This is a genomic window from Polaromonas sp. SP1 (assembly GCF_003711205.1).
Taxonomy (GTDB): Bacteria; Pseudomonadota; Gammaproteobacteria; order Burkholderiales; family Burkholderiaceae_C; genus Polaromonas.
In genome coordinates this window covers 4,034,935-4,047,478 of sequence record NZ_CP031013.1, presented here as the reverse complement: position 1 = coordinate 4,047,478, position 12,544 = coordinate 4,034,935, and the positions used below count along the sequence as shown (strand labels likewise).

The window sequence follows — 12,544 nt, the reverse complement described above, 5'->3', positions numbered from 1 at the left end:
CAGGGGAAAACCCGGCGAACGGGGTTTTCTTGATCGTTACTTCGCGATGAAGCCGGCTTCCTTCATCAGCTCGCGATGGCGCTGCTCTGCGCTGCCGAGCCATTTGCCGAACTCGTCGCCGGACATGGAGGTCTGGTTGAATGCGCCTTTTTCCATGTAGTCTTTCCACTCAGGTGTGTCGCGGATTTTCTTGAGCAGATCGACGTAGAACTGGAGCTGGTCTTTGGAGACACCGGGCGCCATGAAAATGCCACGCAGCATGGTGTAGTCGGTGGGCACACCGGCTTCCTTGCAGGTTGGGATGTCGGCCCACGACTGGGTGTCGGTCACCTTGGTCTTGTAGGTCATTCGTTTGTCATCGAACACGCACAGAGCGCGCAGCTGGTTGGCGCGCCACTGGGCAACCGCCTCGATCGGGTTGTTGACGGAAGAGTCAACGTGTTTGCCGACCAGCTGGACCGCGACTTCACCGCCGCCCTTGAAGGGCACGTAGATGAATTTGGTGCCGGTGGCTTGCTCAATGCCGACGGTGATGATCTGGTCTTCCTGCTTGGAGCCGGTGCCACCCATCTTGATTTTGCTGGGGCCCGCGGCCTTCACGGCAGCCAGGTAGTCTTTGGCGTTCTTGGCCGGGTTCTCTGCATTCACCCACAGCACGAACTGGTCGAGTGCCATCATGGACACCGGTGTCATGTCGCGCCAGTTGAAGGGAACACCGGTTGCCAGCGGCGTGGTGAAGAGGTTGGACAGCGTGATGATGATCTTGTGCGGGTTGCCCGTAGCGCCCTTGACCTCCAGGAAACCCTCGGCGCCTGCGCCACCGGATTTGTTGACGACGATCAGCGGCTCTTTCATCAGCTTGTGCTTGATGACGATGCCCTGCATCAGTCGCGCCATCTGGTCGGCGCCGCCGCCGGTACCCGCAGGTACCACGAACTCCACCGGCTTGGTGGGTTCCCAGGCCGCGTGGGCCGGGAAGGCCGTCAGCGCAGCTGCTGCGATGACGGTTGTCCCCGCTGCAGCCAATTTATTCCGGATGCTTGCAAATCTGGTTTTCATCACGTTGTCTCCTGTGTTGGGTAACTCTGTTGTTGGCTGGAATTTCTTTATTGATTCCCTCGCCGAGGATATTGCAGACGTATGGTCTTACCAAGTGGGCCAAAAACTCTTGACAGGGGTCAAGTTTGCGGGATTTTCGAGCCCCTCTAGGGTTTCTCCGGAGCCGCTCCGGCGCCCACGGATAGCGTATGTCCCTAGGAGGAAAGTGTCACATCGCCGATACCATGAATTTCAACAGGGCTGGCGCTTCGTTCCATGGCGATAACTGGAACATAAAAAATGTTTTGAAAGGTAATAACCATGAAAAACGCATTGTTGCTGGTGGCTTTGTTTTTCTGCGGTTTTACCGCTCAGGCGCAGCAGTGCGAAGGCGGGCTTTACCTGAATCCCCAGGTCATTCGGGGCGAGGGCGCATCGCAAACCGAAAGTGCCCTGAAAGAACTCGTTGACTTCATCCGCCCCACGGGGCTGTCGGTCACGCCGGTGCTCAACATCCGGGAGACGCAGGATGTTTTGACGGCTGTCAAAAAGCCCGCACCACCCTGCTGGGTCTACGGCAATCCGGTGGTCGGTCTTGCCTCGGGCTATCGGCCGGTGGCGGTCAACATGGATCCGATCCAGTCGGCTGTACTGATTCTGGCTGACATCGGAACGGTCAAAGACGGCAAACCCGTCGAGCTGAAGACGCTTCCCGCCGCCGATCAGGCCAAAGTGCTGGCCAAACTCAAGACGACCAGTTGCTTTGGAATGAAAAGCGGCGTGACCACATCGCTGGTGAAGGCCGAAAGTATTTGCGGCACGGTGGTTGAGATATTGCCGCAGCAAGGGTTGGGGCAGAGCTATTTGCCGACCAAGGCGGCGTTTCACTGGCAGGCAGACCGCTGGGCCGGCCTGATTACCCGGCTGCAGAGCGCACAGGCCGCCTCCATGAAGAGCCACCACGGCACCGATGAGCGTATCCATATGGCGCAACTGGTGATCGTGCCGACCACTAACGCGAGCTGGGGCTACGGGCTCTACGTTCACCCTGGCGCATCGGCAGACGCGGTCAAAAAAGCGGCGGGTTTGTTCGACTCCCTCAAGAACGCCAATCCGCTGCTGTTGAAAGCGCTGGACCTTGGGGCCAAGTTCGATTTCGAGACCCCCTCCGATGGGGTCGTCGAAGCGATGAAGAAATCGCTGGCCTTTGGGCCCTGAAGCCGGCTTCAGCCGGAATTTATAAGAAAAGTGGCTGTAGCCAAGGCAGCGACTTGGCTTGTAGCTATAAAAAATATAGCGACTGGCTGCGGTGCCTGCTCAGGCGGCCAGCTGAAGCCGCACTTGCCCGCGCTCTTCGTCCATGGTTTTGGCGAGCAGCTTGACGAGGGCATACACCGTGTCGATGTGCGGCGTGGGCGTTTGCGTCAGGCGGCCCAGTTCCACCACCGAGCCCACGAGGGCGTCGATCTCCGGCGCCCGGCCGGCTTCGATGTCCTGCAGCATGGACGTCTTGTGTTTGCCCACTTTTTCGGCGCCGGCGATGCGCTTGTCCAGCGTGACGCGAAACTCGATGCCCAGCTTGTGCGCAACTTCCTGCGCTTCGCGCATCATGTTGGCGGCCAGGTCGCGCGTCAGCGGAAACTGGCAGATGTCCACCAGCGTGGAATGGGACAGGCTGCTGATGGGGTTGAAGGTGAGGTTGCCCCACAACTTGAGCCAGATTTCCGAGCGGATGTTGTCCAGCACCGGGGCCTTGAAGCCCGCTTTGGAAAAACATTCTGAAATGCGCGTGACACGTTCACTCGTGGAGCCGTCGAGCTCGCCCACGGGAAAACGATCACCTTCGATATGTTTGACGACGCCCGGCGCCACCAGTTCAGAGGCCGGGTACACGACGCAGCCGATCACCCGCTGGGCAGGAATCATTTTTGACTGTACGCCGCTGGGATCAACGCTGTGGACCTGGCTGCCCTCGAACGGGCCGCCGTGGTTGTGGAAGTACCAGTAAGGGATGCCGTTTTGCATGGTGACGACCGCGGTATCAGGGCCGAACAGCTTGGGCAATTCATTGGCCACGGCCTCGACCTGGTGCGCTTTCATGGCCAGGATCACCAGGTCCTGCGGGCCGGCTTCAGCGTAGTTATTGGTCGCCTTGACGTTGTCCGCGATATGTTCGGTGCCGTCGTGCATGATGAGCTTCATGCCCTTCTTGCGGATGGCGTCCAGGTTGGCACCGCGTACGATGAAAGTCACGTCCTCACCGGCCAAAGCCAATTTCACGCCCACATAACCGCCGATGGCCCCGGCCCCAATGATCGCAATCTTCACACCCGTACTCCTGGCAAAAAACGTTATTCGAACCGGTTGCTGAGCTTGCCGATGCCGGCAATCTCCACCTCGACCGTGCTACCCGGTTTCATCGATCCCACGCCGATTGACGTGCCGCACAGGATGATATCGCCCGCATAAAGCGTCATGTCCTGCGAGATCAGGCTCACCAGCTGCCTGACTGAAAAGCGCATGTCGCTGATGGGATAGTCCTGGCGGACTTCCCCGTTGAGGATGGTTTTCACCACCAGTTTCTCGGGATCCAGCCCTGTGGCCACGACCGGCCCGAAGGGGCAGAAAGTGTCCAGGCCCTTGGCGCGCACCCACTGGGCGAATGAGGCATCGCGGTTCAGGATGTCGGCGACCGTCACGTCGTTGGCGCAGGTGTAACCAAACACGTGGTCGATGGCGTCACGCTCAGAGACCTGCTTGCAGGTCTTGCCGATGACGATGCCCAGTTCCCCTTCGAACACCACCTTGCCGTTGCAGGGAGGCTTGAGGATGATGCCGTTGGGGTCGAGGTAGGAGTTCGGCGCCTTGATCAGGTAGAGCGGCTCAGCCGGCACCGCCAGGTTCAGCTTTTGGCCCAGCGCGTGGAAGTTGTTCCACATCGCGATGACCTTGGTGGGCCGCACCGGCATCAGCAGCTCGACGCCGGCCAGCGGCAGTACCTGGTCTGTCGGGGTCGCACCCGAGAACATGTCGCCCTGGCACACCCGGATATTCTCGCCCTCCAGGACGCCGAATCCGGTGGAGTTGTCTTTCTTGAAACGCAGCCAACGCTTGGACATTGCGGCCCTTCACGTGTACAGCGCGCTCGGCGTGAACCGGGGTGCTGGCGTGGTGTTTTGGGGGCGGCTGCTGGCCGGTGCGAGTGAATGGCTGGACCAGACGGCATACGGCGCCGGGCTCACCCTCTCGGCAGCCAGGCTGGCGTAGCAGCGGGCCTTGGCGGCTTCAACGGCTTCCACCAGGAAATCGGCTTCGTACGCGCGCAAGAGGTGGGACTGCTCGGTTTCAAGGTAAGTGCGCACTGCACCGTGGGCGCTGTTTTGCAGGCGGGCATACGTGGCCACGTCCCAGTGCCAGCTCAGGCCGAGTTCTTCAAACGCGGCGTTGTAAGCGTGGCGGGCCTGGTCGGTGGCGGTGTTGTCAGGCAAGGCGTTGAGCATGAGGATTCTCCTTTGAAGGGGTTGGCGCTCTTGAGGCACTGCCCGGTATCCATGGGGTTTATTTCACCGGGCTTGAGGCAACTGTAAAAAGAAAGAACGATTAATGATAGTTAAAGTATTTGATGCTATGTATTACTTATAAGTAATGATAGGGGTGAGTGAAAAAACAGGGCCGGCAAGAAAAAAGGCGCCCGATTGCGGCGCCGAAAAAATGCGGGGAGCCGCGACCTCAACCGGGTTTCTGGCCGATTTCGAAGTTGGCCATTTTTTCCAGCGCGCGCGCCATGGCCGAGTGATCCCAGGCTTTGCCGCCGTGGGCGGAGCAGGCGTTAAACAGCTCCTGCGCCGTGGCCGTATTGGGCAACGAGATGCCCAGCTGGCGCGCGGTAGACAGCGCAAGGTTCAGGTCCTTCTGGTGCAACTCGATGCGAAAACCGGGCTCGAAATTGCGCTTGACCATGCGCTCCCCGTGCACCTCCAGAATCTTCGACGAGGCGAAGCCGCCCATCAGGGCCTGGCGCACACGCGCCGGGTCTGCACCGGCGCGGGAGGCCAGCAGCAGGGCTTCGGCAACCGCTTCGATGGTTAGCGCCACGATGATCTGGTTGGCGACCTTGGCCGTCTGGCCGTCGCCATTGCCGCCCACCAGCGTGATGTTTTTGCCCATCAATGCGAACAGGGGGCTGACGCGGTCAAACACCGCTTCGGCGCCGCCCACCATGATGGAGAGCGTCGCATTCTTGGCGCCAACTTCACCGCCGGAGACGGGCGCGTCCAGGTAGTCGCAGCCCAGCGCGTTGATCTTTTGCGCAAAAGCCTTGGTGGCGATCGGCGAGATGGAACTCATGTCGACGACCACCTTGCCCGAGCCGGCCCCCTTGAGCCCGGCCGCGACCCCTGCTTCACCGAAGAGGGCCGCTTCCACGTCAGGCGTGTCCGGCACCATGAGGAAGATGATGTCGGCGCGTTCGGCGACGCCGCGGGCGCTCATGCATTGGGTGGCACTGCTGGCGGAGACTGCTTCCGGCATCTTGCCCAGGGTATGGACAAACAGCTGGTGCCCGGCCTTGATGAGGTGGCCCGCCATGGGCGCGCCCATGATGCCCAGGCCGATAAATCCAATTTTTAATGCAGACGGGTGCATGGTTTCCTTTTCTGTTTAAGCGATGGCCGTTTCGGTGGCCAGGTGCTGGCAGCACCAGCCCAGTCCCGCTTCCGTCGTGGTCGCGGGTTTGTATTCACAACCGACCCAGCCCTTGTACCCAAGGCGGTCGAGGAGGGCGAACAGGAAGCTGTAGTTGATCTCGCCCGTGCCGGGCTCGTTGCGGCCGGGGTTGTCGGCCAGCTGGACGTGGGCGATGCGGTGCAGGTATTTCTGCAGCGTGGCGGCCAGCTCCCCCTCCATCCGCTGTGCGTGGTAGAGGTCGTACTGCACGTAGGCGTTATCTGCACCGACTTCGTCAAGGATCTCGATCGCCTGCGCGGTGCGGTTCAGGTAAAAGCCCGGGATGTCGAAGGTATTGATTGGCTCGATCAACAGCTTGAGGCCTGCTTTTTTGAGCTCGGCCGCGGCATAGCGCAGGTTCGATACAAAGGTGCGGCGCAGCAGCGCACCGTCCATGTCCGGCGGCGCCTTGCCGGCCAGGCAATTGAGCTGGCCGACGCCAAGCGCCTTGGCATAGGTCACGGCTTTGGCCACGCCGGCGCGAAACTCGTCCACGCGGCGGGGCAGGCACGCGATGCCGCGCTCGCCCGCATCCCAGTCGCCTGCGGGCAGGTTGTGCAGGACGAGCTTCAGGCCGTGGGCGTCCAGGCGTTGCCGGATATCACCGGCATCGAATGCATACGGGAATAAAAATTCGACAGCTTCAAAGCCCGCCATGGAGGCGCGTTCGAAGCGGTCGAGGAAAGGCACCTCGTTAAAGAGCATGGTCAGGTTCGCTGCAAAGCGGGGCATGAGCTGCTTTCTGTATGGGTTGATGTGTGGGAACAGGTGAGGCGAGTCAAGCGCGTTGGCTTACTCGAGCAAGCCGGCCAGCTCGAGGCCGCGCAGGCCTTCCGGATGGCGGCAGTCGATGTCTTCGAACTCGTTGACCTTGTCGATCTCGGTGCCCATGGCGATGTTGGTGACCTTCTCCAGGATGATCTCGACCACGACCGGCACACGGTGCTCGGCGGCGAGCGCCCGCGCCTGCTGCAGCGCGCCCTGGATCTCGTCCGGGTGCTTGACGCGCAGCGCCTTGCAGCCCAGGCCTTCCACCACCGCCACATGGTCGACGCCGTAGCTGCGCAGCTTGTCGTCGGAGTCGGGCACGTTGATGTTGTCGAAAGCCAGCTGCACGCAGTAGTCCATCTCGAAGCCACGCTGGGCCTGGCGGATCAGGCCGAGGTAAGAGTTGTTGACGAGCACATGCACGTAGGGCAACTGGAACTGCGCACCCACCGCCAGCTCTTCGAGCAGAAACTGGAAGTCGTAGTCGCCGGTGATGGCCACGACGGTGCGTGAAGGATCGGCCGCCACCACGCCGAGGGCCGCGGGCATCGACCAGCCGAGCGGGCCGGCCTGTCCGCAATTGATCCACTGGCGCGGGCCGTAGATCTGCATGAACTGCCCGGCGGCGATCTGGCTCAGGCCGATGTTGCTGACGTAAATGGTGTCGCGCGGGAAGGCCTTGTTCATCTCTTCGTAAACGCGCTGGGGCTTGATCGGCACGTTGTCGAAATGGGTCTTGCGGTGCATCAGGCGTTTGCGTTCGGCGCAGCGGTAAGCCCAGTCGCTGCGGTCCGGCAACTGGCCGGCCGCCTTGCGCTCGCGGGCAATCTGCACGAAGTGTTCGAGCGCTGCTTTGGCGTCCGAGACGATGCCGTAGTCAGGCGTGAATACCCGGCCGATTTGCGTCGGTTCGATATCGACGTGCACAAAGGTGCGGCCCTTGGTGTAGACCTCGACCGAGCCGGTGTGGCGGTTGGCCCAGCGGTTGCCGATCCCCAGCACGAAGTCGCTGGCGAGCATGGTGGCATTGCCGTAGCGGTGGCTGGTCTGCAGGCCGACCATGCCCGCCATCAGCGGATGGTCGTCGGCAATCGTGCCCCAGCCCATCAGGGTGGGAATCACCGGCACACCGGTCAGCTCGGCAAACTCGACCAGCAGGGCGCTGGCGTCGGCGTTGATGATGCCGCCGCCGGCCACGATCAGCGGGCGCTCGGCCGCTGTCAGCATGTCCAGGGCTTTTTCGATCTGCTTGCGCGACGCCGCGGGCTTGTAGACCGGCAAAGGCTCGTAGGTGTCGATGTCGAATTCGATTTCGGCCATCTGCACGTCGAAAGGTAAATCGAGCAACACCGGGCCGGGCCGGCCCGATCGCATCAGGTGGAAGGCTTGCTGGAAGGCGCGCGGCACCTGGCCGGGTTCGCGAACCGTGCAAGACCATTTGGTGACCGGTTTGGAAATGGACTCAATGTCGACGGCCTGGAAGTCTTCCTTGTACAGCCGCGCGCGCGGCGCCTGGCCGGTGATGCAGAGGATGGGGATGCTGTCCGCGCTGGCCGAGTAAAGGCCGGTGATCATGTCCGTGCCGCCTGGCCCCGAGGTGCCGATGCACACGCCGATGTTGCCTGCCGCGGCACGCGTGTAACCCTCGGCCATGTGCGAGGCGCCTTCGACGTGGCGTGCGAGGATGTGGGTGATGGACTGCCGCTCGCGCAGCGCCGAATACAGCGGGTTGATGGCCGCGCCGGGGACGCCGAAGGCTTGTGTAATACCTTCTTTTTCCATCACCAGCACAGCGGCCATGATGGCTTTCATTTTTGCCATTTGAGTCTCCTGGGGGTTGTTGAACGTTGGGCTGATGGTCGCGGCCTTGGCTGCCTGGCGGAATCCCTGCTGCGTGCATTACGCTTATTCCAAACTGGAATAAATAGTTGCCGCGCCCGCAGTGCCGTGGTCTACTTGCGGCCATGGACCGCATTCAGGCCATCCGGCTTTTCATTCGCGTGGTGGACCTCGGCTCGTTCAGCAAGGCCGCGGCCGACATGGGCATGGGCCAGCCCTCGGCCACCAAACTGGTCGTGCAACTGGAAAAACAACTGGGTTCGCGCTTGCTGCACCGTTCGACGCGCGGTGTGACGCCCACCGAGATCGGTGCGCTGTATTACGCCAAGTGCAAGCTGATCGCCCACCATGTCGAAGAGGCGGAGACAGTGGCGGCGCTGCTGCAATCTCAGGTGCAGGGCGGCCTGCGCATCACCACCTCGGTGGCCTTCGGGCGGCGTGTGCTGGTGCCGCTGGTGATGCGTTTCATGCAGCTCCATCCCAAACTGCAAATCGAGTTGAACTTCGAAGACCGGTACGTCAACCTGGTCGAGCAAGGCATTGACGTGGCGATCCGGATGGGGCCGCTGGCGGACTCGACACTGGGGGCGCGTTACCTCGGCATCAACCCGTGGGTGGTGGTGGCGTCGCCGGAGTACCTTAATAAGCACGGCGCACCGGTCGATCCCGCCGGTCTTGCCGCCCACAGTGCACTCGTCTACAGCACGGTGCAGGGCGATGCCCGCTGGCATTTCACCGGCGCCGAAGGCCATGCGCTGCCGGTCTCGGTCAGCGGGCCTTTGCGCTCGAACAATCTCTCCGCACTTTTGGTCGCGGCGCGCGGGGGCATGGGGGTGGCCGCCTTGCCGAAGTACGTGGCGCATGAGTCGATACGCAGCGGTGCGCTGGTGACCTTGCTGGACGACTGGATGCTTCCTTCGCAGGAGATCCACGCCGTTTTTCCTTCTCCCCAACTGGTGCCTGCCAAGGTCAGCGGTTTTGTCGGCTGGCTGCAGGGCCAGTTCGGCGAGTCATGGTGGGCCGACCAGAAATAGCCGCGAAAACACGGGCCAAAGATGAATTAGCCATTGCTAAACCCTTTGGTACTATTGATTATCTAGTGCTTATGGGTGGACGGCCGGTATGAAGAACGCGACATTGCGCCAGCTCAAGGTATTTGAAGCGGTGGCCCGAAACCTGAGCTTTTCGCGGGCCGCGGAAGAGTTGCACCTGACGCAGCCCGCCGTGTCCATCCAGGTGAGCAAGCTGGAAGACCACGCAGGCCTTCCGCTCTTTGAGCAGCTGGGCAAAAAAATACACCTCACGCCGGCAGGCGTTGAGATGCTTCACTCCAGCCGGATCATCATCCAGCAGTTCAAGGAGGTGGAAGACGCCATGGCGCAGTTCAAGGGCGTCTCCGGCGGCAAATTGAATGTCACGGTGATCAGTGCCGGCGACTATTTTTTTCCGCGCCTGCTGGTGGAGTTTGCCCGGCGCCATTCCGGCGTGAGCCTGGACTTCGGTGTGTGCAACCGCGAGGAACTGCTGAACCAGTTGAACGACAACCTGACGGACCTGGCCGTCATGGTGCGTCCGCCGCTGGACATGGATACCGTGAGCGAACCGTTTGCGCCGCATCCCTATGTGGTCGTGGCCGCGCCCGACCACCCGCTGGCAAGTAAAAAACGCATTCCCTTATCGCGCCTGGCAAGTGAGCCTTTTGTCGTGCGTGAAAAGGGGTCGGACACCTGGAATTCGATGCAGGAGGGCTTTGGTGATCACCTGGCCGAGCTCAACATCGCCATGGAAATCAAGAGCACGGAAACCATCAAGCAGGCGGTGATTGCGGGCATGGGAGTCAGCTTTTTGTCGGCGCACACCATCAGCCGCGAGCTTCAGGTCGGCAGCCTGGCGGTGCTCGATGTGCAGGGCTTTCCGCTGATGCTGAACTGGTATGTGGTGCACCGCCGCAACAAGCGACTCACGCCGGTGGCGCAAGCCTTCAAGGATTTTTTGATGAGCGACGGCGGGGCGTTGATCGAGCAGACGATAGGCCTGCGCACCAAACCGGCCACGAAGCGGGCCACACCGGCGCGCCGCTAGGCGATACAGATCAGCGCAGCAGGAAGTACGCGGCCAGGATGTAGAGGACGACCGCGAAGACTTTTCTCAGCGGCTGGATGTCCATGCGGTGGGCCGTGCGCGCGCCCAGCGGCGCCGTGCAGATGCTGGCCAGCGAGATGATGACCAGGCCCGGAAGGTAAAGAAAGCCCAGGGAGCCGGGCGGCATCTGCGGCAAATCCTGGCCCGCCCAGATGTAGCCCAGCGTGCCGGCCAACGCAATCGGAAAGCCGAGTGCAGCCGAAGTGCCCACGGCGTCATGAATTTTCACGTTGCACCAGGTCATGAAAGGCACCGAAACAAAAGCGCCGCCCGCGCCGACCAGCGAGGACAACATGCCGATCACGCCGCCCATGCTGAAGGTGCCCACGGGGCCGGGCAGTGTGCGGGTGGGTTTGGGTTTGCGGCCGAGGAACATCTGCGTGGCGGAAAACGCCACGAAGACCGCAAACAGGATGCTCAGGATTTTCCCCGGCAGCGCCACGGCCAGTTGCGCGCCGAGCAGCGAGCCCACCAGGATGCCCGGCGCCAGCAAACGGACGATGGGCCATAACACCGCGCCTCGCCGGTGATGCGCACGCACCGACGACAGCGAGGTAAAGCAGATGGTGGCCAGCGAGGTGGCGACCGCGATTTTCACGGTGTATTCCGCCGGGAACCCTTTTGACGTGAGGATGAAGGTGATGAAGGGCACCATGATCATGCCCCCGCCTATGCCCAGCAGGCCGGCAAGAAAGCCGGTGCACAGCCCGACCACAAGGAGTTCAGCAATGAGTTGGGGCTCTAGGGACATCGAAGTTGTTGTTGTGGGCGTGACCGCCTGGCCCCGCTATTTCGCGGCGATGGTGTTCGCGGCTTGCTGACGACGTGTCAAGCCGGAACGCTGGAAAAAGGTGTCTGCGAGTGCCACCGGACCGTCATCCTGAACCGGGGTTCAGGTGGGCGAGGGCAGTCAGGTTTCGGGTTCGTCTAACGCGAGACGATCACACCTGCCGGACAATTTACCAAGCCCGTGCTCGAAGAGCATTGGTTCAAGGAAATATAAAGCCCAGTGCGCATCGCAGACGTCTTCATTGTAGGCCTTTGCAGCCCCGCGCGTCGGTAAAGAAGCGTGACGGGATGAACGCCGGACAGCGCCCGCGTGCTCAGAGCAGGCGGCCGTCGATCCCCAGTGCGGTGTCAAGCCGCTGCAGCAATGCAGAGAGCTGCGGGTGCTCTGTTTCAGCGGCGCCGCTGCTTGCGGGTGCGGGCGCGGCAGCAGGTGCGGGTGTGCTGTTCGGCGTGCGCTCGGGAAGCTCAAATGCGAGGTTCAGTGCGGCCAGCACGGCGATGCGGTCGCGTGCCTTGATTTTCCCGGCATCGCGAATGCGGCACATGGCCATGTCCACCCGGTTGACGGCATCCAGCATGCGGGCGTCGCCGTTTTCGGGGCAGCCCAGCAGGTAGCTCTGGCCCATGATCTGTACTTCGAGCTGCTTCATGACTCGGTTCCCACGGTGGTTTTGGTGTGGCCATTGCTTTCAGGCAGGCGCTCCAGGAGCGCATCCACGCGCGCGCGCGCGGCACCCAGGCGCGACTTGAGCGAGTCGCGTTCCTGTGTCAAAACGTTGACCTGCTCTGTCAGCAGCGCGTTGGTGCGCTGCAGCTCTTCGTAGCGCAGCAAAAGCCGCTCAACGCGTTCGACGATCTGGTCGATTTGGGTTTGGTTCGCCATGGCAGGCCTCATTGTAGGGTTTGCGGGGCGGCGTGGGGGAGGGCCGCGTAGAATCTGCCCTGTTGGTGCCCGCAGTGTGGTTCACACGCTGCAGTTCAACGGGAAGCAGGAGAAAGTCAAAGCCACGCCCATCGGGTCAACCCTGATGTGCCGGCGCCGAGGCTTTTAACCTGCGCTGCCCCCGCAACGGTAAAACGGACGAATGCGCTTCCTGGTGTCAAAGCCAGAGGCCCATTCAGCTCTCATCACTCGCCACTGAGCGCCTTGAACAAGCGCTTGGGAAGGCGATGGGGGCAGTTCCGTCAGCCCGGATACCGGCCAACAAGGTGAACGCGCACGTCCAGTTTTGGGCTGGGCGTT

13 protein-coding genes and 1 riboswitch are annotated in these 12,544 nt (G+C 61.7%); of the genes, 3 read left to right on the top strand and 10 right to left on the bottom strand.

Annotation, left to right across the window (positions count from 1 at the left end; translation table 11 throughout):
- Positions 1-36 precede the first annotated feature (36 nt).
- Complete coding sequence (locus DT070_RS19040) at positions 37-1,059, bottom strand: tripartite tricarboxylate transporter substrate binding protein (RefSeq protein ID WP_122956813.1); 1,023 nt, start codon at positions 1,057-1,059, stop codon at positions 37-39.
- Positions 1,060-1,359: 300 nt separating this feature from the next.
- Here DT070_RS19040 and DT070_RS19035 point away from each other — a divergent pair, with 300 nt between their 5' ends.
- Complete coding sequence (locus DT070_RS19035; protein ID WP_122956812.1) at positions 1,360-2,256, top strand: hypothetical protein; 897 nt, start codon at positions 1,360-1,362, stop codon at positions 2,254-2,256.
- Positions 2,257-2,355: 99 nt separating this feature from the next.
- Here DT070_RS19035 and DT070_RS19030 read toward each other — a convergent pair whose 3' ends face one another.
- From DT070_RS19030 to gcl, 6 genes are all read right to left on the bottom strand, one after another.
- Positions 2,356-3,366, bottom strand: coding sequence for a 2-dehydropantoate 2-reductase (locus tag DT070_RS19030; protein WP_122956811.1), 1,011 nt, complete (start codon positions 3,364-3,366; stop codon positions 2,356-2,358).
- Between the two features lie 23 nt (positions 3,367-3,389).
- Complete coding sequence (locus DT070_RS19025) at positions 3,390-4,157, bottom strand: fumarylacetoacetate hydrolase family protein (RefSeq protein WP_122956810.1); 768 nt, start codon at positions 4,155-4,157, stop codon at positions 3,390-3,392.
- Between the two features lie 9 nt (positions 4,158-4,166).
- Entirely contained in the window at positions 4,167-4,538 is a 372-nt protein-coding gene (locus DT070_RS19020; protein WP_122956809.1) for a hypothetical protein, read from the bottom strand.
- Between the two features lie 229 nt (positions 4,539-4,767).
- Positions 4,768-5,682 (bottom strand): 2-hydroxy-3-oxopropionate reductase, encoded by a 915-nt coding sequence (gene glxR / locus DT070_RS19015; RefSeq protein WP_122956808.1) that lies wholly within the window; start codon positions 5,680-5,682, stop codon positions 4,768-4,770.
- Positions 5,683-5,697: 15 nt separating this feature from the next.
- Positions 5,698-6,495, bottom strand: a complete 798-nt coding sequence (gene hyi / locus DT070_RS19010; protein ID WP_122956807.1) for a hydroxypyruvate isomerase — start codon at positions 6,493-6,495, stop codon at positions 5,698-5,700.
- 60 nt (positions 6,496-6,555) lie between these two features.
- A complete protein-coding gene (gcl, locus tag DT070_RS19005) occupies positions 6,556-8,352 on the bottom strand; it encodes a glyoxylate carboligase (protein WP_122956806.1) in 1,797 nt (598 codons plus the stop codon).
- Between the two features lie 143 nt (positions 8,353-8,495).
- Here gcl and DT070_RS19000 point away from each other — a divergent pair, with 143 nt between their 5' ends.
- On the top strand, positions 8,496-9,404 hold the full coding sequence (locus tag DT070_RS19000) for a LysR family transcriptional regulator (protein ID WP_122956805.1): 909 nt from the start codon (positions 8,496-8,498) through the stop codon (positions 9,402-9,404).
- Positions 9,405-9,492: 88 nt separating this feature from the next.
- A complete protein-coding gene (locus DT070_RS18995; RefSeq protein ID WP_122956804.1) occupies positions 9,493-10,452 on the top strand; it encodes a LysR family transcriptional regulator in 960 nt (319 codons plus the stop codon).
- 10 nt (positions 10,453-10,462) lie between these two features.
- Here DT070_RS18995 and DT070_RS18990 read toward each other — a convergent pair whose 3' ends face one another.
- From DT070_RS18990 to zapB, 3 genes are all read right to left on the bottom strand, one after another.
- Positions 10,463-11,263, bottom strand: coding sequence for a sulfite exporter TauE/SafE family protein (locus tag DT070_RS18990; protein ID WP_122956803.1), 801 nt, complete (start codon positions 11,261-11,263; stop codon positions 10,463-10,465).
- Positions 11,264-11,615: 352 nt separating this feature from the next.
- On the bottom strand, positions 11,616-11,951 hold the full coding sequence (locus DT070_RS18985; RefSeq protein WP_122956802.1) for a cell division protein ZapA: 336 nt from the start codon (positions 11,949-11,951) through the stop codon (positions 11,616-11,618).
- Positions 11,948-12,184, bottom strand: a complete 237-nt coding sequence (gene zapB / locus DT070_RS18980) for a cell division protein ZapB (RefSeq protein WP_122956801.1) — start codon at positions 12,182-12,184, stop codon at positions 11,948-11,950. Before zapB ends, DT070_RS18985 begins: the two co-directional genes overlap by 4 nt.
- Before the next feature lie 46 nt (positions 12,185-12,230).
- A riboswitch (cobalamin riboswitch) is annotated at positions 12,231-12,522 on the top strand.
- Positions 12,523-12,544: the final 22 nt, after the last annotated feature.